26 protein-coding genes and 1 pseudogene are annotated in these 24,363 nt (G+C 63.8%); 18 read left to right on the forward strand and 9 right to left on the reverse strand.

The annotated features are described in order from the left end of the window. Positions 1-21: 21 nt before the first annotated feature. From U5A89_RS07485 to U5A89_RS07495, 3 genes are all read left to right on the forward strand, one after another. Positions 22-519, forward strand: a complete 498-nt coding sequence (locus U5A89_RS07485) for an asparaginase domain-containing protein (RefSeq protein WP_338160559.1) — start codon at positions 22-24, stop codon at positions 517-519. Positions 520-585: 66 nt separating this feature from the next. Beyond that, the gene (locus U5A89_RS07490; protein WP_338160560.1) at positions 586-1,488 is read left to right on the forward strand and encodes an SGNH/GDSL hydrolase family protein; all 903 of its coding nucleotides are present in this window, start codon (positions 586-588) and stop codon (positions 1,486-1,488) included. A gap of 64 nt (positions 1,489-1,552) precedes the next feature. Further along, positions 1,553-1,795 carry a hypothetical protein gene (locus U5A89_RS07495; RefSeq protein ID WP_338160561.1) on the forward strand — a complete coding sequence of 81 codons (243 nt, stop codon included), beginning with the start codon at positions 1,553-1,555 and terminating at the stop codon, positions 1,793-1,795. An 86-nt stretch (positions 1,796-1,881) separates the two neighbouring features. Here U5A89_RS07495 and U5A89_RS07500 read toward each other — a convergent pair whose 3' ends face one another. Together U5A89_RS07500 and fdxA are read right to left on the reverse strand one after the other, a co-directional pair. Beyond that, a complete protein-coding gene (locus tag U5A89_RS07500; RefSeq protein ID WP_007709832.1) occupies positions 1,882-2,409 on the reverse strand; it encodes a CarD family transcriptional regulator in 528 nt (175 codons plus the stop codon). Positions 2,410-2,653: 244 nt separating this feature from the next. Next, complete coding sequence (fdxA, locus tag U5A89_RS07505; protein ID WP_338160562.1) at positions 2,654-2,992, reverse strand: ferredoxin FdxA; 339 nt, start codon at positions 2,990-2,992, stop codon at positions 2,654-2,656. 757 nt (positions 2,993-3,749) lie between these two features. On the opposite strand from fdxA, the gene U5A89_RS07510 reads away from it, so the two are divergent. Beyond that, positions 3,750-4,679, forward strand: coding sequence for a phosphatase PAP2 family protein (locus U5A89_RS07510; RefSeq protein ID WP_338160563.1), 930 nt, complete (start codon positions 3,750-3,752; stop codon positions 4,677-4,679). 258 nt (positions 4,680-4,937) lie between these two features. Here the strand turns inward: U5A89_RS07510 and U5A89_RS07515 are convergent, their stop codons facing one another. Together U5A89_RS07515 and U5A89_RS07520 are read right to left on the reverse strand one after the other, a co-directional pair. Further along, a complete protein-coding gene (locus U5A89_RS07515; RefSeq protein WP_338160564.1) occupies positions 4,938-5,234 on the reverse strand; it encodes an RNA-binding S4 domain-containing protein in 297 nt (98 codons plus the stop codon). Then, positions 5,227-8,059 (reverse strand): annotated as a pseudogene (locus U5A89_RS07520) (helicase-related protein). Before U5A89_RS07520 ends, U5A89_RS07515 begins: the two are co-directional and overlap by 8 nt. Here U5A89_RS07520 and U5A89_RS07525 point away from each other — a divergent pair. From U5A89_RS07525 to U5A89_RS07535, 3 genes are all read left to right on the forward strand, one after another. Further along, the gene (locus U5A89_RS07525) at positions 8,058-8,189 is read left to right on the forward strand and encodes a hypothetical protein (RefSeq protein WP_338160565.1); all 132 of its coding nucleotides are present in this window, start codon (positions 8,058-8,060) and stop codon (positions 8,187-8,189) included. The pseudogene U5A89_RS07520 and the gene U5A89_RS07525 overlap by 2 nt on opposite strands. Before the next feature lie 138 nt (positions 8,190-8,327). Beyond that, on the forward strand, positions 8,328-9,812 hold the full coding sequence (locus U5A89_RS07530) for a M23 family metallopeptidase (RefSeq protein ID WP_338160566.1): 1,485 nt from the start codon (positions 8,328-8,330) through the stop codon (positions 9,810-9,812). A gap of 87 nt (positions 9,813-9,899) precedes the next feature. Next, positions 9,900-10,682, forward strand: a complete 783-nt coding sequence (locus U5A89_RS07535) for a nucleotidyltransferase family protein (protein ID WP_338160567.1) — start codon at positions 9,900-9,902, stop codon at positions 10,680-10,682. A gap of 130 nt (positions 10,683-10,812) precedes the next feature. On the opposite strand, the gene rnhA is transcribed toward U5A89_RS07535, so the two are convergent. The 3 genes from rnhA to ispH all read right to left on the reverse strand — a co-directional run bounded on the left by rnhA (position 10,813) and on the right by ispH (position 13,312). Further along, positions 10,813-11,262, reverse strand: coding sequence for a ribonuclease HI (gene rnhA, locus U5A89_RS07540; RefSeq protein ID WP_338160568.1), 450 nt, complete (start codon positions 11,260-11,262; stop codon positions 10,813-10,815). Positions 11,263-11,371: 109 nt separating this feature from the next. Then, positions 11,372-12,349: a homoserine kinase gene (thrB, locus tag U5A89_RS07545; RefSeq protein WP_338160569.1), complete on the reverse strand. Its 978-nt coding sequence runs from the start codon at positions 12,347-12,349 to the stop codon at positions 11,372-11,374. Positions 12,350-12,352: 3 nt separating this feature from the next. Continuing rightward, a complete protein-coding gene (gene ispH / locus U5A89_RS07550; protein ID WP_338160570.1) occupies positions 12,353-13,312 on the reverse strand; it encodes a 4-hydroxy-3-methylbut-2-enyl diphosphate reductase in 960 nt (319 codons plus the stop codon). Between the two features lie 169 nt (positions 13,313-13,481). Between ispH and U5A89_RS07555 the strand changes: the two genes are divergently transcribed. From U5A89_RS07555 to tatC, 9 genes are all read left to right on the forward strand, one after another. Then, a complete protein-coding gene (locus U5A89_RS07555; protein WP_338162969.1) occupies positions 13,482-14,090 on the forward strand; it encodes a hypothetical protein in 609 nt (202 codons plus the stop codon). Between the two features lie 178 nt (positions 14,091-14,268). Next, positions 14,269-15,993 carry an arginine--tRNA ligase gene (argS, locus tag U5A89_RS07560; RefSeq protein ID WP_338160571.1) on the forward strand — a complete coding sequence of 575 codons (1,725 nt, stop codon included), beginning with the start codon at positions 14,269-14,271 and terminating at the stop codon, positions 15,991-15,993. Between the two features lie 11 nt (positions 15,994-16,004). Beyond that, entirely contained in the window at positions 16,005-16,727 is a 723-nt protein-coding gene (locus tag U5A89_RS07565; protein WP_338160572.1) for an SPOR domain-containing protein, read from the forward strand. A gap of 79 nt (positions 16,728-16,806) precedes the next feature. After that, a complete protein-coding gene (gene nagZ / locus U5A89_RS07570) occupies positions 16,807-17,820 on the forward strand; it encodes a beta-N-acetylhexosaminidase (RefSeq protein WP_338160573.1) in 1,014 nt (337 codons plus the stop codon). Positions 17,821-17,965: 145 nt separating this feature from the next. After that, on the forward strand, positions 17,966-18,742 hold the full coding sequence (locus U5A89_RS07575; RefSeq protein WP_338160574.1) for a segregation and condensation protein A: 777 nt from the start codon (positions 17,966-17,968) through the stop codon (positions 18,740-18,742). Further along, positions 18,739-19,332 (forward strand): SMC-Scp complex subunit ScpB, encoded by a 594-nt coding sequence (scpB, locus tag U5A89_RS07580; protein WP_338160575.1) that lies wholly within the window; start codon positions 18,739-18,741, stop codon positions 19,330-19,332. The genes U5A89_RS07575 and scpB overlap by 4 nt, the downstream gene beginning before the upstream one ends. A 27-nt stretch (positions 19,333-19,359) precedes the next feature. After that, positions 19,360-19,611, forward strand: a complete 252-nt coding sequence (locus U5A89_RS07585; RefSeq protein WP_338160576.1) for a twin-arginine translocase TatA/TatE family subunit — start codon at positions 19,360-19,362, stop codon at positions 19,609-19,611. Between the two features lie 27 nt (positions 19,612-19,638). After that, on the forward strand, positions 19,639-20,091 hold the full coding sequence (tatB, locus tag U5A89_RS07590; RefSeq protein WP_338160577.1) for a Sec-independent protein translocase protein TatB: 453 nt from the start codon (positions 19,639-19,641) through the stop codon (positions 20,089-20,091). Then, complete coding sequence (gene tatC / locus U5A89_RS07595; RefSeq protein WP_338160578.1) at positions 20,088-20,867, forward strand: twin-arginine translocase subunit TatC; 780 nt, start codon at positions 20,088-20,090, stop codon at positions 20,865-20,867. Before tatB ends, tatC begins: the two co-directional genes overlap by 4 nt. A 335-nt stretch (positions 20,868-21,202) precedes the next feature. Here tatC and U5A89_RS07600 read toward each other — a convergent pair whose 3' ends face one another. Both U5A89_RS07600 and U5A89_RS07605 read right to left on the reverse strand, forming a co-directional pair. After that, entirely contained in the window at positions 21,203-21,331 is a 129-nt protein-coding gene (locus U5A89_RS07600; RefSeq protein WP_056683165.1) for an entericidin A/B family lipoprotein, read from the reverse strand. Between the two features lie 357 nt (positions 21,332-21,688). Continuing rightward, entirely contained in the window at positions 21,689-22,669 is a 981-nt protein-coding gene (locus U5A89_RS07605) for a cell wall hydrolase (protein ID WP_445190634.1), read from the reverse strand. Between the two features lie 218 nt (positions 22,670-22,887). Between U5A89_RS07605 and U5A89_RS07610 the strand changes: the two genes are divergently transcribed. Together U5A89_RS07610 and U5A89_RS07615 are read left to right on the forward strand one after the other, a co-directional pair. After that, a complete protein-coding gene (locus U5A89_RS07610; protein ID WP_338160579.1) occupies positions 22,888-23,883 on the forward strand; it encodes a cysteine synthase A in 996 nt (331 codons plus the stop codon). Positions 23,884-23,924: 41 nt separating this feature from the next. Then, positions 23,925-24,236 (forward strand): hypothetical protein, encoded by a 312-nt coding sequence (locus tag U5A89_RS07615; RefSeq protein WP_338160580.1) that lies wholly within the window; start codon positions 23,925-23,927, stop codon positions 24,234-24,236. Positions 24,237-24,363 lie beyond the last annotated feature (127 nt).

The raw sequence follows: 24,363 nt of genomic DNA on the forward strand, positions 1-24,363 counted from the left end.
CAAATCCATGCGGAGTCCATTATGCTGTCGCCTGATATCCCCATCCTTTTGCTCACGACCGGGGGCACGATCGACAAAATCTATTTTGACGCCTTGTCCGACTATCAGGTCGGCGAAACCGTCATGGCCAAGCTGTTGGAGGTCGCGCGGGTCAAGCGGCCCTTCCGCATTGAGGAAGTGGCACGCAAGGACAGCCTGGAACTGGACGATACCGACCGCGCCCTCATCTACGCGCGCGTCGCCGCTGCGGCGGAAAATCACATCGTCATCACCCATGGCACCGATACCATGACCGATACGGCCAAGCAGCTTGCCGGGATCGATGGCAAGACGATCGTACTGGTCGGCGCGCTGGCGCCTGCTCGCTTCGGCGAAAGCGATGCCAGTTTCAATCTGGGTATGGCCTTCGCCACGGCGCAGGTGGCGGAACCGGGCGTCTATATCACGATGAGCGGATCAGTGTTCCGCGCCGATCAGGTGATCAAGGACCGGACAAAAGGCGCCTTCGTACCGTTGTGAACCCTTAGATGGCGTAGCTGTGCTGATATCATGGTCGTCCTGTCCGGCGGCCGCAGGAGATAACGCGTGAATAGCATATATCGATCGACCATGCTGGCGGCCCTTTTGCCTGTCCTCTCGCTCGCGGGATGCGCCACTGCGCCGGGGCGGCCGACCCAACCGATCGCGCCGTCCGCTCGCTATGTCGCTCTGGGCAGCTCCTTTGCCGCCGGGCCAGGGGTCACCGTGTCGGCGGACAGCCCGGCCACGCGCTGCACCCGGTCGCGGGACAATTATGCGCACCAGCTTGCGCGGCTGCGCCAGCTCGACCTGGTCGATGTCAGCTGCGGCGGTGCCACCACCGCGCATCTGCTGGGACCATGGAAGGAACTCGCGCCGCAACTCGACGCGCTGACGCCGGATACCGCACTGGTGACGATCACGATCGGCGGCAATGATGTCAGTTATGTCGGCTATCTGTTCGTGGAATCGTGCAAGGGCGCGCTGGGTCGCCCCGACCTCGAAAAACTGTCCGCCATGTGCAAGGCGATGACGGGGCGGCCGTCATCGGCGGCGATTCCCGCTGCGCCGACCGAAGCCGCCTGGACGAAACTGGCGGCCGATATGGACCGGATCGCGATGGAGGTTCGCGGGCGGGCGCCCAAGGCGCGGATCATCTTCGTGGACTATGTGACCCTGCTGCCGTCCGGCGCGCCTTGTCCTACCGTGCCTTTGTCGGCGCAGGCGATGGCGACGGCGCAGGCGACGGCGACCCGTTTGGCGCAGCTGACCGCCGACGTGGCGAAGCGCAACGGCGCCGATGTGCTGCGTGCATCGGCCTTGTCGCGGGGCCATGATGCCTGTGCGGCGCAGCCCTGGTCGAACGGCTTCGTCGCGCGTCCCGGTGTCGATCCGTTCACGCCCTATCATCCCAATCTGGCGGGCATGACAGCCATAGCAGCGGCGCTGGACCGTCAGCTGGGGCGCTGACGGATCGGAACCGCGTCCTCCATCTATGCATTGTGACAGCAGACATAATTTGGAGGATCACGGCATGGCGGACTATCAGGAGCGTCCCGCGACGACCACGACGACAATTATCGAGAAGCGCAGCGGCGGCGGCATGACGTTCGCCCTGTTGCTGCTGGTGGTGGTCGTAGCGGTCGCGGCCTTCTTCCTGGTCACCAGTCAGACCAGCAAGAACAATGCGGTAGAGGGCGCAGCGACGCAGGTTGGTCAGGCTGCCAGCGATGTCGGTTCGGCCGCCAAGGATGCGGTGGGCGGCAACGGCCAGTAGCATTGCTATAAGCATGATGCCCATAAAAAGGGGCGCTCCGATCATCGGAGCGCCCCTATTTTCGTCAGCGATAAGCCGTTGGCCTATCAGCCTTCGACCTTGGCATATTTGGGTGCGGCTTCGTTCAGGATGCGCAGGATCTTCTTGAGCGCAGTCGGTTCGTCCGTTTCTTCCATCGCGGCGAGTTCGCGGGCGAGGCGGCTGGACGCGGCTTCGAAGATCTGGCGTTCCGAATAGCTCTGCTCGGGCTGGTCGTCGGCGCGGAACAGGTCGCGGGTCACTTCGGCGATCGACACCAGGTCGCCCGAATTGATCTTCGCTTCATATTCCTGCGCGCGGCGCGACCACATGGTCCGCTTGACCTTGGGCTTGCCCTTCAATGTTTCCATCGATTCTTCGAGCGTCTTGTTGGAGGACAGCTTGCGCATGCCCACGCCTTCGGCCTTATTGGTCGGCACGCGCAGCGTCATGCGCTCCTTTTCGAAGCGGAGCACATACAGCTCCAACTCCATGCCCGCGATCTGCTCCTTTTGCAGTTCGATCACACGGCCAACGCCATGCTTGGGGTAAACGACATAATCACCAACGTCAAAGGACAGCGCTTTGGCAGCCATTTGATACCTTTCCAATTCGACCGGGGGACGGGCCGTCGCGGGGGCAGATGTGCAAGAGACATAAGCCGGGAAGTCCACGGCGCCACCGTCAAGACATGAAGCGTATTCTCCAAGGCCGGACAGGGGGATGTCCGACCGTTGGAGGTCTATTTAGCAGATTCGTAACAAAAATACCACCCCCGGACATAAAGGCCGGGAGCGTGGCGCAAAACGGGACGCGGAAGGACGGCGCGGGCCGCCCGGATCAGTTGCCGGTGCCCGGCTCTGGCGAGAAGAATTTCTCCAGCTTGCCTTCCACGCCATTCATGGCTTCGGCATCATCCGGTGCTTCGCCCTTGACCGTGATATTGGGCCATTCGGCGGAGAATTTGGTGTTCAGCTCCAGCCATTTTTCCAGGCCGTTCTCTGTATCGGGCAGGATCGCTTCGGCCGGGCATTCCGGTTCGCACACGCCGCAGTCGATGCATTCGCTGGGGTTGATAACCAGCATATTCTCACCCTCGTAGAAACAATCCACGGGGCAGACCTCTACGCAATCCATGAATTTGCAGCGGATGCAGTTGTCGGTCACGACATAGGTCATTGTCTGGCACTCTTGGCTTGGAAAAACGCGGCCCTGCTATGCTTAGGCTGGCCGAAGGTCAATGAGGATATTGTTGACCGCGGTTTAGGGACGGTTTTGCGGGCAGTGGGCCGAAGTTCACACCGTCGCTGGTGGGGTTGGATGGAGTGGCACGGGCGGGGCGCGGCGCGCGTGTTTATCGAAATATACAGTGTCGCAGGGGTAGGTCTTGCGGGGGTAGGGCGCAGTGCAGCGGCGTGGCGGGGGGGGGAATCTTCTGGAAGTTCTCATTCAGCGCATGAAGAGACTTTCTGGTCGATCAAATTCTCATCTGCGGTCGCAGGCTGGCGGAGCGGGGTTGACGATGGGAACGAGCCGGGTGGGAGGGTGGCGGAATTGGGGGGTAGGGCAGGTCAGAGAGGGAGTTATGATAGCGAAGATGGATGGATGGCCGAACGGCTGCTTTCGAACGAAGAATAGTAAAGTTACCTGTCCGCCCGAACCGATATAGGTGCGCTTCGATGGGTGAGAGCCGTACCGGAACATGCCATGGCCTAAACCCGGCCACTGATCGACAAGCATTGTCGCGGTGCGCTTGGATCAATGACTGATGCTACAGATTATCAGCGGACCATTGAGTGTAATTTTTCAATTATTAACCTTGTTCGAGCAAGACGACGTAATGTCGATACGAGCTCTATCCGCGTCGCTGCAATCGCGATATAAAATAAGCAGCGATATCATAGAATATCACAGTATTCCTGTTATTTTCACTGTCATGATATTCGCATCGGTCGTTGCTTTTGGCATTGCAATCGGCGTAGTTAGTTACGATTTCAATGAAATGAACCCTATTTTTGGCGAATTGGCTATAGTGTGGTTCTGCGGTTTAGCGTGCCAGTATATTAATCTCGACGGAATAGGGCAGATATTTAAGTATATATCGATTTTCTTCTTTTCGATGATTCTATCGATGATGGCGAGCTTAGTATTAGCAAAGGCATGTTTTCCATATATTGATTCTATTTTGTTCCGCATTGACAAAATTATATCTTTTGACACTGACTGGCCTGCGCTGGTCAGATCAATTAATAGCCATGAAAACCTGTCGTTTTTACTCAACCATGCCTATATGACATTAAATTGGCAGCCATTTTTCATATTTATATGGTTTTTGGCTACTGATAGGAAAAGCACCGCTTGGACAATTACGTCTGCCCTCTCGGTTGGCAGCTTCATTTGTGTGATCTTGTTCCCCTTCACGCCCGCGATCTCCGGTTTCGACTTCTATGGCCTCTCTCCCACGGATATTCCCAATATAACTGTGCATTCGACATGGGCCGCAATTGATCTGTTACAGGATATTCGTAACGGCGTGGTGTCAGAAGTGAGTATGACGCATTTGGCCGGGATGATATCGGTCCCCAGTTTCCACGCGACAGCAGCCATTGTTCTGGCTTGGGGATATTATCAATCGCGCCTTCTGCGCTGGCCATTTCTGTTAATCAATTTTGTCATGCTTATTTCGACAGTTCCTGTCGGCGGTCATTATTTTATCGACGTTGTCGCGGGCATTTTCGTCGGTTGGCTCTCTATCATGTTCGTCAACCGTTGGAACGCCAAACGGTCGGACTGGCAGGATATGTCCGCTACCGTTCGGCCCGCATCTAAATGGAAATTGCAATCAATGCCCCGATCTTGCACCTGAGAAACATTGACGTGAAGGCCGCGGCTGAAGCTATACGTCCCATCATGCCGGCCCTGACCGGGCATCCTGCTTTTTCCGCGCACCTTTAAGAATGCAGGGGAATCCCAGCGCAAAGCCAGGTTGACGGATGGCATATGGCATCTTGTGAGGGTTATTAAACGAGCGCCCAGCCGCAGTGGCTTCCTCTTCAGATCAGGTCACGCATTCCTATTGCGCTTTCGCGAGCGCCACGCGGACGGCTCCTCCGACCTCAGCCCCTTATCCTCCGACCGTCAGTTCCTCGTAGCAACCCTGCGCCTCGGGCGCTGGCCCACGCCTTGCGGGGAGGGCGATCACGCGGACGACGCGGACGCCTTCGCCGTGGGGGAAGGTGATGAGGTCGCCTGCGCGCACGGGGGCGTGGGCGCGTTCTATGCGGCGGCCGTTCAAGCGGATATGGCCGTCTTCGGCAAGTTTCTGAGCGGTCGAGCGGCTTTTGCACAGCCGCGCGAACCAGAGATATTTGTCGATGCGCAGGCTCGGCCCATGGCCGATGCCGGTCGCGGGGTCAGCCATTGCGGCCCAGCAGGTCGGCAAGCCCCGCAAAGGCATTGTTGATCGGCGCAGGGCTGCCGCCGGTCGAAGTCGGACGGGACGAGGGGCCGCCATCCTTGCCGCGCCGGTTTTGCGCGGGCTTGTCGCCGCGTGGCTTCTGGTCCCGATTGCCGTGGTTGCGGGCGTCCTGCGTGCGACCATCCTGCGAGCGGGCGTTTTGGGGACGGTTGGGGCGATCGTTGCGCGGCTTTTGCCGACCCTTGAACACCCAGTTGGCGCCGCTGGCGATCGGGGTTTCGGCGCTTGCCGTGCCTTCTGCGGCTTCGGTGGTTTCCGCGCCTTCGGCCGATGCCGCGCTGTCTGCGCTCTCTTCCGCTGGCGTCGGGGCAGGCGTTGCGACCTGCGGCTCTACCGGGCGGAAGCCTGCGGCGCGCATCAGCAGCAGGAAGGCGGGTTCCAGCAGCCCCAGCGAGACGATCTGCGGGCTGACATGGGTGAAGGCCTCGTTCTTGGCGATCGCTTCATGCGCTGTGCGGGCCATGCGTTCGGCCATGTCGATGCGCAGCATCTGGTCCCCGAAACCCCGGAAGCCCGCGATGCGCGCGCCCATCTGGGCCGGGCGGTCGCCCGCGGCGATCAGGGTGATGCCAGGCAGCGGCAGCGGCAGGCAGGGCTTGCCGATGCGCGCGGCCAGCAGGGCGGAGCGCCAGCGCGCCGCGCCTGGCTTCAACAGGCCGGGATGATAAATGTCCAGTACGCCGATATCGATGCCCGCCTTGCGCAGCAGATGGCGTTGATCCTTGTCGAGATGGCCGAGCGCCGAATTCGAGTTCGGTGCGCGCGATCACGCCGCCCGCGTCGCCCAGCTGCGCGAAAACGGCGCGCACCACGGCGGGGACTTCGGAATCGAGCGCGCTTTCGCTCATCTTGACGAGGGGAAGGAGATGCTTTTGCTTCTGCGCCTCGACCCAGGCGGACAGGCGGGTGGCGACCTGCTTCTGCACGTCCTGATCCAGGCCGAGAAGCGCGCGATCCAGCCGAATTTCGGGCGCGAGCAGGGTCGGCCCCACCAGCAGCGACGCCACCGGCGTTTCGCCCCAGGCGATGCCTGGCGCCTGTCCCGCTTCGTCCATGAGCGCGAAATCCGTATCCGCCGCACTCACCAGTTCGTCTGCCTTCACTCGCAATACCTTTCCAAGGCGCCGTTCCGCGGCCGCCAGCAACATCTTTCGATCCTGATGTCGCGTAGCGGGATCGACCGAGAATCGGAAGCCGTCAAGTTTTCCGATCGTCTCGCCATCGACACAGACGCGCCCGTCCGGCTCCACGGTGACCGGCAGGTTGCTGGCATTCTGGCCGATATCGCGCAGCAGGACGGAGGTGCGGCGGTCCACGAAACGCTGGGTCAGCGCGGCGTGCAGCGCATCGGACAGCTTTTCTTCCAATGCGCGGGTACGCTCCGCCATTTCGGCCGGATATTCCAGCCAGTCGGGGCGATGGGCGATGTAGGACCAGGTGCGCGCAGCCGCGATCCGGCCCGACAGCGTGTCGATATCGCCCTGCACCGAATTGAGTCGCGCCAGATTTTGGGCGAACCAGTCGCGGGGGATGTAGCCGTTCCCCTCCGACAGGAAGCGCCAGATGCGACTGACGGCGCGGGCATGATGATCCGCGCCGAGCTTCTGGAAATCGGGCAGGCTGCACGCGGCCCAGAGCCGCTCGACCTGGCGCTTGGTGCGCACGCGTTCGATCACCAGCGGGTCTTCGGCCAACCGTTTGAGGACGGCCAGGTCCACCGCCTGCGGCGCGGCGCGCAATTCGGGGCGGTCGGGGCGCTCCTCCAGGTCGGCGATCAGCAGATCGAGCCGGTCGGTACGGGGCGTGCCGTCGCGCCAGAACAGTTGTTCGATCGGCGGGAAGCGATGCGCCTCGATCGCTTCGATTTCTTCGGGGGTGAAGGCGGCGTCGCCCTCTTCGCCGCCCAGACTGCCGAAGGTGCCATCCTTATGATGGCGGCCCGCGCGTCCGGCGATCTGCGCCATTTCGCTGACGGTCAGGCGGCGGGTGCGGCGGCCATCGAACTTGCGCAGGGACGCGAAGGCGACATGGGCGACGTCGAGGTTGAGGCCCATGCCGATGGCGTCGGTGGCGACCAGATAATCGACATCGCCGTTCAGGAACATCTGCACCTGGGCGTTGCGGGTGCGGGGGCTGAGCGCGCCCATCACCACCGCCGCGCCACCGCGAAAGCGCCGCAGCATTTCGGCGACGGCATAGACTTCCTCGGCGGAGAAAGCGACGATGGCGGAGCGTTTGGGCAGGCGCGACAGCTTCTTCGCGCCCGCGTAGGAGAGGGTGGAGAAGCGCGGGCGGCTGATGATCTCGATATCGGGGACCAGCGATTTGACGACCCGGCTGATGCTGGCCGAGCCAAGGATCATCGTTTCTTCGCGGCCCCGCGCGCGCAACAGGCGGTCGGTGAAGATGTGGCCACGTTCCGGGTCCGCGCCCAGTTGCGCTTCGTCCAGCGCGACGAAGGCGAAATCCTTCAGACCGTTCGTTGTGGCATCCGTTTCCCTCCCGCCGCCAATCGGCATGGACTCGGCGGTGCAGAGGAAATAGCGGGCCTGGGGCGGGACGATCTTTTCCTCGCCGGTGATCAGCGCGACCTGCGCCGGTCCCTTGATCGCGACCACCCGGTCATAGACTTCGCGCGCCAGCAGGCGCAGCGGAAAGCCCATCATGCCGCTGCTATGCCCGCACATCCGCTCGACGGCGAGGTGGGTCTTGCCGGTGTTGGTCGGTCCCAGGACGGCGGTAAGGGAAGAACGGGCGAACTGGGCCATGGCCGCCTATGTCGGGCAGGCGGGGGCGATGGGCAAGGGGATTTCCAAGTTCCGCCGCTTATCGCACGCCCATCGGGTCGCTGGCACGGTTCGTCGCACGCGCCGCTGTCATGCGAAGGTCTTTATTTGACTTTAACCCTGTGCGTTCACAACAGTCCCGCCCACGCATGGCGCGGGGGACGTTGCCGGCGAAGCAACGAAAAAAGCCTTTGGGGTCGCGGGTTTGTTTCAGGAAAGCCAGTTCGGGTCGCAGCAGGGCGGCGCATCCATGTCATTATGGATGGCCAATTCGATCGCCCGCGCGCCGATAGCGACGCCCAGCGACTGGCGATCGCGCTTGCGCGATTGGGCGGACGAGGTCGAACTGGTCCCGGACCTGGGCGAGAGGGTCGGCAGCCTGACCTGGTTTCGCGGCGTCGCAACTTGCTTTGGCCTGTGCGCTACCGCCCTGTATCTCTCGCCCGCCTTTCAACCGATTCCAGGGCTACCCGGCGCGCCGCTGAGCGATGCGCAATATGACGAAGTGCGCAGCCAGATGATCACCCCGCTCGCGCTGGGGGCGGACAGCGGGCATCGCATGGGCGCGACCGACGCGGTGCAGCCGCTGCGCGAAACGCCCGAGCGGCCGCAGATCGAACTGAGCGCCCAGATCGGCAGCAGCGACACGCTGGGCCGGGCGCTGTCCCGTGCCGGGGTGAGCGGCGGCGACGTGGCGACGATCACCAGCCTGGTGGGCAACGACATCAGCGACGGGGTGAAGCCCGGCACGCGGCTCGACATATTGCTGGGGCGGCGCACCAGCCGCGACCGGCCCCGGCCGCTCGACAAGCTGGCGTTTCGCGCGCGGCTGGACCTGAATCTGGAACTGACGCGGGCGGGCGGCGTGCTGTCGGTCAAGCGTATCCCGATCCGCGTGGACAATACGCCGCTGCGCATCCAGGGCGTGGTCGGAGACAGCATCTATCGCTCCGCCCGCGCGGCGGGCGCGCCGCCCAAGGCGGTGCAGGCTTTCCTGCGCGTAATCGCGGGGCAGGTCGATCTGGGCGGCATTGGCGCTGGCGATCGCTACGATATCGTCACCGAATATCGCCGCGCTGAGACGGGCGACGTGGAGGTGGGCGACCTGCTCTATGCCGGGTTGAAGCGCGCGCGGGGCAAGTCGGTCGATATGCTCAAATGGACCAAGGACGGCCGCACCGAATGGTTCGAGGCGTCGGGTGTGGGCGAGCGGCGCGGCGTGCTGTCGGCCCCGGTCGCCGGGCGCATGTCGTCAGGCTATGGCCAGCGCCGCCACCCGATATTGGGTTATACGCGGATGCATGCAGGCATCGATTTCGCGGCGCGCTATGGATCGCCCATCTATGCGGTGACCGATGGCGTGGTGGCCTTTGCCGGGCGGCATGGCGGCCATGGCAATTATGTCCGCATCCAGCATGGCGGCGGCCTTGCCACCGGCTATGCGCATATGAGCCGGATTGCGGCCGCGCCGGGGCAGCGGGTGCGGCGCGGCCAGGTGATCGGCTATGTCGGGTCCACCGGCCTGTCGACCGGGCCGCATCTCCATTATGAACTCTATCGCAATGGCGCGACGGTCAATCCGCTGTCGGTGAAGTTCACCACGACGGCGCAACTGGCCGGGGCGGAGTTGGCGGCGTTCCGGGCGCGGCTGGCGCAATATCAGGGCTTGCGCGTGGGGATGCATGAGGCGTTCGCGCAAAAGGCTGCGGCCGCACCGGTGGCGTCGGGTAAATAGTAAACCCCGTTCGCTCAGCTTGAACGGTTGGGCTGTTGCGCATAAACGCCCCTTCCCGCGCATCGTCCGCTCGGCTAACGCGGGGCGATGACTGGTTCCATCACCGCCATCCTGCTGGCAGGCGCTCGCCCCATCGCCGATCCGCTCGCCGTCGCCGCCGGTGTGCCGGTCAAGCCGCTGGTGCCCGTGGGCGGGGAGCCGATGATCAACCGGCCCGCGCGCGCTTTGCTCGCCCATCCGGCGATCGGGCGGGTCGTCATCCTGACCCAGGCGCCGGACTATTTCGCCGCCGATCCCGCCACCGCCTGGCTCGCGAATGATCCGCGCGTCCGGTTCGAGCGGGGCGGGCAGGGGATTGCGTCGTCGCTGCTGGCATTGCTGGAAACGGGCGATGTGCCCTTTCCGATCCTGCTGACGACGGCAGACCATGTGCTGCTCGACGCGGCGATGCTGGACCAGTTCGTGGCAGAGGCGCGCGGCGCGGACGTGGCTGTCGCCATGGTGGAACGCGCGACGTTGCTGGCGCGCTATCCGCAATCGCGGCGGACTTGGCTCAAATTCCGCGGCGGCTGGTGGTCGGGCGCGAATATCTTCTGGTTCGGCAGCGACCAGGCGCGACCCATCATCGCGCTCTGGCAGGAGGTCGAGCAGGACCGCAAGAAGGGGTGGAAAATCTTGGCCGCCTTCGGGCCGTTCGCGCTGATGGGCGCGCTGCTGCGGCTGTTGACGCTGCGCGGCGGGATCGCGCGGATCGGGCGCAAGTTCGGGGTTACAGCGCGGCTGGTGGCGATGGACAGTCCCGAGGCGTGTATAGATGCGGACAAGCCGGCGGATGTGACGCTGATCGAGGCGATTTTAAAGCAGCGATGAGTAGAAAGCTCACGTGTTCCCGCGCAGGCGGGAACCCAGTTCCGGCCTTTCGACTGGGTTCCCGCCTGCGCGGGAACACGGTGTGCTTATCGTTTCTCGACTCCGCTCGAAACGAACGGATGTGGCTGTTCTACCGCCGAAAACTCTCCGCCGCGGCGCAGGCCAGCGCGTCGGCGCGTTCGTTTTCCGGGTGGCCGGCATGGCCCTTGACCCATTGCCAGGTCACCTGATGGGGGGCGATGGCCTTGACCAGCAATTGCCAGATTTCGACATTCTTGACCGGCTTGTTGTCCGCCGTGCGCCAGCCGCGTTTCTGCCAGCCGAATATCCATTTGGTGATGCCGTCCATCACATATTTGCTGTCGGTGTAGAGCGTCACCTTGCACGGCTTTTTCAGCATGTTGAGCGCTTCGACCGCCGCCATCATCTCCATACGGTTGTTGGTGGTCATCGCTTCGCCGCCGGAGATTTCCTTCTCCGTGGTCCCAAAGCGCAGCACCGCGCCCCAGCCGCCGGGACCGGGATTGCCCTTGCAGGCGCCGTCGGTGAAGATGTCTACGGTGGGGAGGTCGGTGCTCATGCTTCGTGCTCCTGCGCAGGCAGGAGCCCAGTCCAGCCGTGGCCATATTCTGTAACAGCGGAACTGGGTTCCCGCCTGCGCGGGAACACGGTGCGCATTTTTTGCAATGTTAAGCGCCCAGCAAATCCGCCGGGTCGGCGCTGGCGTAGAAGTCCAGGCGGCGCAGATAGGCGAGCGGGTCTTTGCGCGTCACCAGCGCGTCGGCCGGGGTGTTGATCCAGTCATAGGCGCGGGTCAGCAGGAAACGCAGCGCCGCGCCCCGGCACAAGATCGGGAAGGCGGCGCGTTCGGTGTCGCTCAGCCCATGCGCCTGCGTGTAGCCCGCGCCGATCGCCGCGCCGCGCGGGCCATACCAGGTCGCGCCGTCATTGCTGAAGCACCAGGCGCTGTGGGTGACGGCCAGGTCATAGGCGCGAATGTCAGTGCAGCTGAAATAGAAATCGATGAGGCCGGTCACATCCTCGCCCAGCATCAGCACATTGTCGGGGAACAGATCCGCATGGATCACCGATCGCGGCAGGTCGGCGGGCCAATGGGCGTCGAGGAAGGCGAGTTCTTCAGCCACGCGCGCGGCCAGGCCGGGCTGGATCTGGTCGAAATCGTCGCCACATTTGGCGGCCAGCGCGTGCCAGCCATCCTTATCCAGCGCATTGCGCCGTTCGCCTGCGAAACCCTGCGCCGCCTTGTGCAATTCGCCCAAAGCAACTCCGGCGGCGTGGGCCTGTCCGGGGGTCGGCTCGGTCACGCTGATGCCGGTCAGAAACTCGATAAGGCAGGCGGGGCGGCCCGACAATTGCTGGAGCCGCTTGCCGTCGCGATCGGCAATGAAGCGCGGGACCAGGCATCCGCGCGCGCCCAGATGATCGAGCAGGTCCATGAAAAAGGGCAGGTCCGCTTCATCCACCCGCTTTTCGTAAAGCGTCAGGATATAGCGATGCCCCTTACCGTCCGTGCCGGTGGTTTCGAGCAGATAATTGCTGTTCTCCACCCCTTCGGCAATGCCCTTCGCCGATACCAGGCGACCGGCGTCGTAGCGGGTGAGGAAAGCGTCAATCTCTTCGGCGGGGACATGGGTATAGACGGCCATGGTTCAGGCGGTTTCCAGCCCGCGGGGCAGTTTGAACGCGATCGTCTCACGCGTGGTTTCCACCTGCTCCTCCTCGACCGTGAAGCGCTCCGCCAGCCGATCCACCACTTCGCGCACGAGAACTTCGGGAGCGGAAGCGCCCGCGGTCAGGCCCAGCGTCGTCACCCCGTCCAGCCAGTCGAAATCGATCTCACTGGCGCGCTGGATCAGGCGGGCAGGCGTGCCTTCGCGCTCCGCCACTTCGACCAGCCGCAGCGAGTTGGAGCTGTTAGGCGCGCCAATGACATAGAGCGCCTGGCACCGCGGCGCGATCGCCTTGACCGACGTCTGACGATTGGACGTGGCGTAGCAGATATCCTCACCCTTGGGCGCGGCGATGGTGGGGAAGCGGCGTTCCAGCACCGTCACGATCGCGGCGGTATCGTCCACCGACAGGGTCGTCTGCGTCAGGAAGGCGAGATTGTCGGGATCGACCGGCGCGAACGCCTCGGCCGCTTCGACCGTTTCGATCAGCGTCATCGTGCCGTCGGGCACCTGGCCGAAGGTGCCGATGACTTCGGGATGGCCCTTATGCCCGATGAAGAGGATATGGCGGCCCGCTTCCACCTGACGCTCCGCCTGGCGGTGGACCTTGCTGACCAGCGGGCAAGTGGCGTCGAGATAAGAGAGGCCGCGCGCTTGCGCCTTGGCCGGCACCGCCTTGGGCACGCCATGGGCGGAAAAGACGACCGGCACGCCGTCGGGCACCTGGTCCAGGCTTTCGACGAAGATCGCGCCCTTGGCCTTCAGCCCGTCGACCACATATTTATTGTGGACGATTTCATGGCGGACATAGACCGGCGCGCCATAGGCTTCGATCGCCTTTTCCACGATGATGATCGCGCGGTCCACCCCCGCACAAAAGCCGCGTGGCGCGGCGATCAGGAGCTTCATCGGCGGGCGGGCGGAGGGCGCGTGCGTCATGCCTTGCCGCTTAGGCGAATGTGCGGCCGGATGAAAGAGCGAACCGCCGCCGCTTTGTTGCGGTTGCGTGCCGGGCGGCGGATGGATAAGGAAGCGCAAAGCTTTTGGTCTGTGGGACCATGCGAAGGAATATCTGCCTGTGAAAGTGTCTCATATTGCCGTGACCGCCATGCTGGCCCTCGCTCTGGCGGGGTGTTCGCGCCGAGGTGAGATCGATGCGACCGGCGGCATCGTCGCGGTGCGATCGGCCTGCCCGACCGCCGCTATTCCCGCGCAGACCGGCGACATCACGCTGTTCAATCCTGCCGGGCGCACCGACGCGGCGGCGATCGACGTGGTGGCGGAGATCACCAACCTGCGCTCCACCTGCGCGGACGGCACGCAATTCTATACCGAAGCGACCTTCACCGTGAACGCCCGGCGCAACGACGCCAGCGCTGCGCGGCAGGTGGTGCTGCCCTATTTCTCTGCCGTGGTGCGCGGCGGCAATGCCGTGATCGCCAAGCGGGTGGGCCAGGTGACGCTGAACTTTGCGGCAGGCGACTATCGCGCCAGCGCGCAGGGCAAGGCAGGCAGCTATGTCGACAAGGCGGCCGCCACGCTGCCCGCCGACATCCAGGCCAAGATCACCGGCAAGCGCAAGGCGGGCGACGCGGACGCCGCGATCGATCCCTTCGCCCAGCCCGATGTGAAGGCGGCGCTGGCGAAAACCAGTTTCGAACTGCTGGTGGGGTTCAACCTGACCCAGGATCAGCTGCGCTATAACGCCACGCGTTAAACGCGAACCATTTTCCGTTCGCCCTGCGCTTGTCGAAGGGTCGATTTTTTGAGGCGCGGATGGTGCCCCGACGCAGGCCGGGGTTTAGTCCCGCCCTGTAGAACTGGACCCTGGCCTGCGCCGGGGCACAAGGGGTTCATGTCGGCAAACAGAACCCCGTGTTTTCGAGGAACTGTCCGTGTCCCTTTATACCCGTTTCACCGCCCATCTCGATGCCGTACTGGACGCTCTGGAGGCCGATGGCGTGCTGCCCGCCGGCCTCAATCGCAAGCCGGTCACGGTCGAGCCGCCGCGCGACGCGAGCCATGGCGACCTCGCCACCAACGCCGCGATGGTGCTGGCCAAGCCTGCGGGCACCAATCCCCGCGCGCTGGCCGACGCGATCGTGACCAAGTTGCAGGCGCTGGATGAAGTCGAAAGCGCGACCATTGCCGGGCCGGGCTTCATCAACCTGACGCTGACCGATCCCACCTGGCGCGCAGAACTGGCCGCGATCCATGCGGATGCGGATGATTATGGCCGGTCCGACATCGGGCAGGGCGTGACCGTCAATGTCGAATATGTCTCCGCCAATCCCACCGGGCCGATGCATATGGGCCATTGTCGCGGCGCAGTGGTGGGCGATGCGCTCGCCACGCTGCTGGAATATGCCGGGCATAAGGTGACGCGTGAATATTATATCAATGATGCAGGCGGGCAGGTGGATGTGCTCGCCCGGTCGGCGCATCTACGCTATCGCGAGGCGCTGGGCGAGACGATCGCCATCCCGGAAGGTTTGTATCCTGGCGACTATCTGGTGCCGGTGGGGCAGGCGCTGGCCGCAGACTATGGTGACCGCTTCGTCGGCGCGCCTGAAGCCGATTGGCTGGTAACCTTCCGCACCTTTGCCGTGGCGAAGATGATGGACATGATCCGCAGCGATCTCGCGCTGTTGGGCATCCATCATGATATCTTCTCGTCTGAAGCGGAATTGCAGGCGGCGGGCAAGCCGGACGAGGCCGAAGCCTGGCTGCGCGCGCATGACCTGGTCTATGACGGCGTGCTGGAAGCGCCCAAGGGCGAATTGCCCGACGATTGGGAGCCGGTGGAACTGCCGTTGTTCCGCTCCACCAAATTCGGCGACGATCAGGATCGCCCGATCAAGAAATCGAACGGCAGCTGGACCTATTTCGGCGCCGACATGGCCTATCATTACCAGAAGGCGCAGTCCGCCGATCAGTTGATCGACATTTGGGGCGCCGACCATGCGGGGACGGTGAAGCGCATCCAGGCCGCCGTCGCCGCGCTGACGGAAGGGCGGGCGCGCTTCGACGTCAAGCTCATTCAGATGGTCCGCCTGCTACGCGACGGCGAGCCGGTGAAAATGTCCAAGCGGGCGGGCAATTTCGTGACGCTGGCCGATGTGGTGCAGGAAGTGGGCAAGGATGTCGTCCGCTTCACCATGCTGACGCGCAAGGCCGATGCGCAGATGGACTTCGATTTCGCCAAGGTGGTGGAAGCATCGAAGGACAATCCGGTTTTCTACGTCCAATATGCCCATGCGCGGATCGCCTCGCTCGGACGGCGCGCGGAAGAGGCCGGGATTGTCCTGCCCGCGCCCGACCTGTCCCTTCTTGGGACGGCGGAACTGGGGCTGGTCAAGCTGGCGGCGCAGTTCCCGCGGGTGGTGGAAGGGGCTGCGCTGCAGCGCGAACCGCACCGGATTGCCTTCTATCTCAATGACTTGGCGTCGGCGTTCCACGGCTGGTGGAATATGGGCAATGACGATCCGCGTGCGCGCGTCATCCTGGCCGACGATCCGGCGCTCACCGCGACCCGGCTTTTCCTAGCGCAGGGAATAGGGCAGATTGTCCGCAACGGGCTGGCGCTGATGGGCGTGGCCGCGTTGACGGAAATGCAGTGAGGCGCTGAAAGATGAGCGATTATGCCCGCGGGCGGCTGGACCTGGACGATGAGGATCGCCTGCCCTGGCTGGAGCCGGCGATGGATGATGAGGCGGAAGATCGGATATCGCCGCTGCGCCTGCTGGGCCTGATCCTGCTCGGCCTCGCGCTGATCGGCGCAGTGGTCGCGGGCGTGTGGTGGCTGCAGAATCGCGGTGGCGCGGGCGGTGCGGGTGAAGGGCAACTGATTGCCGCGCCGAGCGAGTCCTACAAGATCGCCGCCAATGAAGCCGACGCCAAGAAATTCGACGGCGAAGGCGATGCCAGCTTCGCCGCCAGCGAAGGCGTGCTGCGCGACGGGCGGATCGATCCCAGCCGCGTGCCCGAAGCGCCGATCGCCAAGACGGCACCCGCCCCGGCTGCGCCTGCGCCCGCCGCACCCAACAAACCGGCCGCCAGCGTGACCGCGCGCGTTACCGACGAAACCAACGTCCGTCCCGCCGCAGCGGCCAAGCCGGTCGCAGGCGGCGCGATGATCCAGCTGGGCGCCTATGGCAGCGCATCGGGCGCCAAGGACGCCTGGACCAAGCTGTCCAAGCGCTTCGCCTATCTCGCCCCGCTCGCCATGACGGTGGAACCGGCGGACGTGGGCGGCAGCACCGTCTATCGCCTGCGCGCCAGCGCGGGCGGGCAGGCCAGCACGATCTGCGGCAAGCTCAAGGTTGCAGGCGAAAGCTGCCTGGTGGTGAATTGATCCGTTGAGCCGTTCCCCTCTCCTTCGGGGAGAGGGAACAGGTTGCGTTGACCGCCTGCGTGCCGCTACCATCATTGCCATGAAACCCGTCATCTTCGGTCTGTCCGGCGAAACCCTGACCGGCGACGAGCGCGCCTTCTTTGCGGACGCGCAGCCCGCCGGTTATATCCTGTTCAAGCGCAATATCGCGGACCGGGCGCAGTTGCGGGCGCTGACCGACGATCTGCGCGCGCTGCATGGACGCGACGACCTGTTGATCATGATCGATCAGGAAGGTGGCCGGGTGGCGCGAATGCAGCCGCCAGTGTGGCCCGGTTTCCCGCCCGGCGCGGCGTTCGACCGGCTCTATGATCTGGCCCCGTCCAGCGCGATCGCGGCGGCGCGGGCCAATGCCCATGCCATCGCGCTGACGCTGGCGGAGGTCGGCATTACCGTCGATGCGCTGCCGCTGCTGGACGTGCGGCAGCCGGGCGCGAGCGACATCATGGGCGACCGGACGCTGGGCGCCGAGCCGATGCGCGTCGCGGCGCTGGGCCGCGCGACGCTGGAAGGGCTGGCCGATGGCGGCGTGGTCGGCATCGTCAAACATATGCCGGGCCATGGCCGGGCGATGGTGGACAGCCATCTCGACCTGCCGGTGGTGGACGCCAACTTGAATGCGCTGGAAACTGACCTGGCGCCCTTCCGCACGCTCAACCGCGCGCCGATGGGGATGACTGCGCATGTCGTCTATACCGAATGGGATGCGCAGCGCCCAGCCAGCCTGTCGCCCACGATCATCGGCGAAATCATCCGGCAGCGGATCGGCTTTACCGGGCTGCTGATGTCCGACGATCTGGATATGAAGGCGCTGAACGGCAGCATCCCCGAATTGGCCGCCGCCGTGGTGGCGGCGGGATGCGATCTGGCGCTCAATTGCTGGGGGCGGATGGACGATATGGTCGGCATCGCTGGCCTGTTGCCGGAGATTACGGACGCAGGGCGCGCGCGGCTCGACCGGGCGATGGCGTCGGTGACTCGTAGGCGCGATCAGACGCCGATCGAGGACGTGCTGGCGACGCGCGATGCGCTGTTGGGCCTGGTGGCGGCTTGAGGGCTCAGATTGAAAATTTTTCCTCTGCCGGGAAGGGGGGACCGCCGCGTAGTGGTGGTGGAGACGTAGTGCACGGCCTTGAGGGCGACACCCCTCCGTCAGGGCTTTGCCCTGCCACCTCCCCTTGCAGGGGAGGATTGCGATAGTGGACGATCTTTTCGTCGCGCCTGCCATTCCCGCCCCCGACATGCTGACCGTCAGTTTCGATGCGTGGGAAGGGCCGCTCGACCTGCTGCTCAGCCTTGCGCGGACGCAGAAGGTCGATCTGCGTGAGATTTCCATACTCGCGCTGACCGAACAATATCTCGACTTCATCGATGGCGCGCAGGAACTGCGGCTGGAACTGGCGGCGGACTATCTGGTGATGGCGGCGTGGCTGGCCTATCTCAAATCATCGCTGCTGCTCCCCCGGCAGGAACAGGCCGATCCCAGCCCCGAGGAACTGGCGCTGCGGCTGCAGTTGCGGCTCCAGCGGCTACACGCCATGCGCGACGCTGCGGCCCGGCTGATGGCGCGCGACCGGGTGGGCCGCGACGTCTTTGCCCGGCGCAAGCCCGAAGGGTTGCGGCTGGTGAAGAAGGCGCAGTGGCGCGCCAGCCTCTATGACCTGATCCAAGCCTATGGGCAAATTCGCGCTCGGACGCAGCCGGTGGTGCACACCATCGCGGTGCGCCCGGTGATGACGCTGGATGAGGCGATCCAGCGGGTGGGTGCGCTGGTCGGCGCGGCGATCGACTGGACGGCCCTTATAGCCTTCCTGCCGCCGGGGCTGGACGCGCCGAAGGCGAAGTCGGCACTCGCCAGCAGCTTCGTCGCGGCGCTGGAACTGGCGCGACAGGGGCGGCTGGAGATGCAGCAGGACGGCATTTTCGCACCCCTCTACCTGCGCGCGGCCAGGCCGAATCAGGGCGCTTCGGCATGAGCGTGGAGCCTGACGACTTCCTGCGCGCCGTCGAGGCCGTGCTGTTCGTCGCCGAAGCGCCGCTGACGATGGCAGAGATCAAGGCGCATGTGGGGGAGGGTGGCGACCTGTCCGCCACGCTGCGTGCGCTGTCCGATCATTATGCCGGGCGCGGGATCAATCTGGTCGAACGGGGCGGGCGCTGGCATTTCCAGACCGCGCCCGACCTGGCCCATATCCTGCGTCGCGAGAAGGACGAACCGCGCAAATTGTCGCGCGCGGCGATGGAGACGCTGGCGATCATCGGCTATCATGAGCCGGTCAGCCGCGCGGAAATCGAAGCAATTCGCGGGGTTCAGGTGGGCAAGGGCACGCTCGATGTGCTGATGGAAGCAGGATGGGTGCGCCCGGCGGGGCGGCGCGAAGTGCCCGGTCGGCCGCTTATCTATGCGACCAGTGTAGATTTTCTGTCACATTTCGGGCTTAGCAGCCGTCGCGACCTTCCCGGTATGGACGATCTGCGCGCTGCTGGCCTGCTCGACCCCGTCGATTTGGCGCTGGAGGGTCTGGGCGGCCAATCCGTTGTGGAAAATGACGATGAAGACGCCTAGATAGGCCTTCTACTAGGAGTAAGACAAATGGGTTCCTTTTCGCTGATGCACTGGGTGATCGTGCTCCTGGTCGTCATGCTGCTATTTGGTGGCGGCCGTATTTCCGGCCTGATGGGTGACGTTGCCAAGGGCATCAAGAGCTTCAAGAAGGGCATGGCCGACGATAGCGACGACGATGTGACGCCCGCCAAGCCCGCGACCCGCATCGAAGGGCATCGTGTGCCCGAGCAGGACGCGCCGGGTGCAACGACTGCGCCCGAAGAAAAGACCAAGGCCTGATCCTCTAGCGCAGGCCGATAGTCCCGCATGTTTGGTATCGATTCGTCCGAATTTCTGGTGATCGTGATCATTGCCGTGATCGTGATCGGACCCAAGGATTTGCCGCGCGCGCTCTATAAAGTGGGGCAGATCGTGGGCAAGGCGCAGGGCATGGCCCGGCATTTTCGCACCGGCATCGACGCCATGGTGCGGGAAGTCGAGTTGGAAGAGCTGGAAAAGAAATGGGCGGCGCAGAACAAGCGGATCATGGACGAACATCCGCCCGAGGTCGCAGCGACCGAAGCGTTGCCCGCGCCGGTCGAAGGCGCTGCGGCAGACACGCCGCCTTATGTCGCCGAAGCGCCGGAAGACAAGCCGGCCTTCGTCGCGCAATCCGCGCCCGTGGTCCCGCCTGCGCCTGTCGCTTCGCCAGCGGCCGACGGCCCGCCCTATGTGGCGGAAGCGCCCACGGAACCGCGCAAGGGTGACGCATCGGCATGATCGGCGATATCGACGACAGCAAGGCGCCCTTGCTCGACCATCTGATCGAGTTGCGCGGCCGCTTGCTCAAATGCGTCTATGCCCTGGTGCTGACCGGCGCTGTCTGCTTCTATTTTTCCGAACAATTATTTGCCATCCTGGTGCATCCGCTCAAGGAAGCCTTCGGCGACGGCGGCGGTCGACTGGTCTATACCAAGCTTTATGAAGCGTTTTTCGTGCAGGTGAAGATCGCCTTTTTCGGCGCCTTCTGCCTGTCCTTCCCTATCATCGCCAACCAGCTGTGGGCCTTCGTCGCGCCCGGCCTCTATGCCAAGGAAAAGAAGGCGCTGCTGCCCTTCATCCTGGCGACACCCTTCCTCTTCGCGATGGGCGCCAGCTTGGCCTATTTCGTGGTGATGCCCACGGCCTTTCACTTCTTCTTGGAATTTCAGGGCAATAGCAGCGGCCTTCAGGTTGAGGCGCTGCCCAGCGCCGACGCCTATCTGGGCCTGGTCATGCAATTCATCCTGGCGTTCGGCATCAGCTTCCTGATGCCGGTGCTGTTGATGCTGCTCAACCGGGCAGGCTTCGTGACCCGGGCGCAGCTGATCGGGATGCGCCGCTACATGATCGTCGCGGCCTTCATCCTGGCCGCCGTGCTGACGCCGCCTGATGTGGTATCGCAGCTGATGCTCGCGATCCCGCTGCTGCTGCTCTACGAAATCACCATCGTTGCCATCTGGTTCACCGATCGCCGCGCGGCGAAGGCCGAGGCGGTGGAAGAGGTTTCGGCCTGAGCTGACGCTGTGTGGCGTTTCTGGGGATGTCTTTCTGCCGTTCCACTTTGCGCCTGACGTCACTTCAACAACGACGAAAAAATTCCGTCACCCCAGCGGGGGCTGGGGTCTCGCGCAAGAGCGCGCAGCGGTTGAAATGAGCGCTTGCCCAAACGCAGCGCGCCCTGGCTTGAGACCCCAGCTTTCGCTGGGGTGACGGCTGTTGGGCAAGCCGGAACAATATCCGCTGATGGTAAAATCCCTCAGCTCTATTCTTCGCTGCGCAAAAAAAAGGCCCGCCGTTTGACGGGCGGGCCATGCTAGGGAGGGGGTAGATAAATGCAGTCGCGCGACGATTAGTTCGCCGACTTTTCCACGGCCTTGCCAGCGCTCTGCACGTCGCGGCCAGCGCCTTCGACGGTGTTGCACGCGGCGACCATGAGCGATCCGGTGAGCAGCACAGCGGCCAAAATCTTCTTCGTCATCGGAAATCTCCTCATCAAAAATCTGTGACCGGATGACGATGTCATCGCAGTGACCCAGCAAGAACCCGCGCTGCGAGAATACGTTCCGCAGCCGAAAAGAATAATGATTTCAAGTAGAAATAGCCCCGTAAAAAGTCTGAGCCCGGAACGCGTCGGGGGAAACGTTCCGGGCTCATATTATGTGGATAGCAAGAGCGGGGGGCAAAAGATTTGCTATCCGAATTACAAAACGTCTTAGGAAACAAATCGGTTCCCGCAATCTGACCAAAAGTCAGATTTTAATATGCCAGTTTTTCAAAGGGTTCGATGGTTTTCGAATAGCTAACCACGAAAAAAGCACCGCAGGCCGCGATCCAGTCAGATCAGCGGGCGGCCGCTGTTCCAATATTCAGGACGGATCGTAGATTCCGGCAGGCCGTCATCGACAGGCTTGGGCAAGGGCGCCGGGCTCCAGCCGCCGCGCGGCGCGACCGGCGTCGCGGTCGGCGCCACCGCTGGCAGCGGGGCATAGGGCAACGTCAGCATCTCGACCGGCTGCACTGGACGGACGGGCCAGCTGGTCCGCGCCGGTCCGGATATCGTCTCCCGGCCCAGATAGGCGGCGTGGAAGGCGGCGGGCGTGCCGTTGAAGCCGGGATTGCGATAGAAGATATGCGCGCCGATCACCGCGACCGCCTGCAGGCTGGACGACCAGTCGGGGCGCACCGCCAGCGTATGATAATGGGTTGCGAGGCCGACTGGTGTATAGACCTTGCCCGCCAGCGCCTCTTCCGCCACGCGGCGCGCGCGGACCCAGGCGGCCGCGGCGGGCAGCCGCGCCATCGCGCCGTCGCAGCTGAAGGTGAATTGGCATTTATAGTCGGTGCGTTCCGACCCCTGATAGACGACGCCGCACACCGTATTGGGCCATAACTGGCTGCGGACCCGGTTCAGCACCACCTGCGCCACCGCGCGCTGGCCGTCGTCCGGCTCGTTGCCCGCTTCATAATAGACCGCCGATGTCAGGCAGTTGAGCGCGCGATAGCTGTCGACCCCGGTCAGACCGCGAAAGGCCATGGCGGGCGCGGCCGTCACCGCGTCCAGCCCCAGCACATGTTCGCTCTGCACCGTAGCGACGCCGGGCGCGGGATCGAACGCCCCCTGTGCGTAGAAGAAGGCGGAGCCGGGGAAGTTCATGCCTCCGTCTTCAGACGGATCGGCCTGGGCCTGGCTGACGTCGCCGCCCAGCATGTCAAGCGGCGCAGCGGTGATCAGGCGCGGCGCGACGAGCAGCATCAGCGCGATCAAAGCGATCACGCCATGGCCCCGCCATCCCCGCATCTGCGCCAAAAGCCGCATGTCCGCCCCATATTCCGAGCGGCCCCATGCCGCGCAAGATGGCCCTTACGCCAATTTCCTTGTCTTTTCCTCCAGCTATTTACCCGTGTGCCGCGATGGGACGGCGGGCGGCGTAAAGATTAACGGGCCGGGATCGCCCAGACGGGAAATGGCCGCTTTTGGCCGTGCATCATTCCCTTGCTTGGCAAAAGCGCGCGGGGCGGGCTATGCGTGGCGCCATGCTGCTTCAATCCAATAGTCTCGCGCTGATCGGCAACACGCCGATGGTGCGCCTCACCGGTCCGTCCGAAGCGACGGGCTGCGACATTTTCGCCAAATGCGAGTTCGCCAATCCCGGCGCGTCGGTCAAGGATCGCGCCGCTTTGTTCATCGTCAACGATGCCGAGGAAAAGGGGCTGCTCAAGCCCGGCGGCACCATTGTCGAAGGGACGGCGGGCAATACCGGCATCGGCCTGGCGCTGGTCGCCAATGCCAAGGGCTACAAGACGATCATCGTCATGCCCGAAACCCAGAGCCGGGAAAAGATGGACACGCTGCGTGCGTTGGGCGCGGAACTGGTCACGGTGCCAGCCGCGCCCTATTCCAACCCCGGCCATTTCGTCCATACCTCGCGCCGCATGGCGGAGGAAACGGAAGGCGCGATCTGGGCCAACCAGTTCGACAATATCGCCAATCGCAAAGCGCATATCGTCGGCACCGCCGAAGAAATCTGGACGCAGATGGACGGGCGGATCGACGGCTTCACCTGCGCGGCGGGCACCGGCGGGACGATCGCTGGCGTGGGGCTGGGCCTCAAAGCCAAGGATGAAGCCATCACGATCGCGCTCAGCGATCCGCATGGCGCGGCGCTCTATAGCTATTATGCGCAGGGCGAGTTGAAGGCGGAGGGCAGCAGCGTCGCCGAAGGCATCGGCCAGGGCCGCATCACCGCCAATCTGGAGGGTGCGCCGATCGACACGCAATTCCGCATTTCCGATGAGGAAGGGCTGGAGTGGGTCCGCCGCTTGCTGGCCGAAGAAGGGCTGTGCCTCGGCCTGTCGTCCGGCATCAACGTCGCTGGCGCGGTGGCGCTGGCGCGGCAATTGGGACCGGGCAAGCGGATCGTGACGATCCTGTGCGACACCGGCTTTCGCTATTTGTCGACGCTCTACAACCGGCAATGGCTGGAATCTAAGGGCTTGACCGTCTTCCCCTGGCTCGCGCACACTGCATGACCGCCGACACAGGTCGCGGCGACCGGAATAAGAGCAGGACCATGGCTGAAACGCCCCGCCGTCAGGAAGGGTTACAGCGCGTCCAGATCGGCTTGACCGGTCTGGCGGGGGTCGTGTTGCTGGTCGGGCTGGCCAATATCGTCATCGACAAGGCGCGGTCGGACGACGCCGCCCTGCCGCCGCCGGTGGTGCCGACGCTGACGACCAACGGCAATGCCGTGTCGCCACGCGATCCGCTGGCGGAACTGGGCGTGCAACCCGCGCCCGAACAGGCGCCGATCGTGCCCGACCTGCAACCCGATCCCAATATCCGCAAACCCATGGACCGCGACCCCGCGCAGCCGCCGCGTTAGGGTTGGGGTGAGTTCTCCAGCCATGCAAAGCTGGTCTGCCAATGGGAATTAAGCCTACCTCAACCTCCGTTCGGGCTGAGCCTGTCGAAGCTCCGCTCTATTATGTAAAAGGAAGAATGGCCCTTCG

The organism is Sphingobium sp. HWE2-09, from assembly GCF_035989265.1.
In the GTDB taxonomy this organism is placed as follows: Bacteria; Pseudomonadota; Alphaproteobacteria; order Sphingomonadales; family Sphingomonadaceae; genus Sphingobium.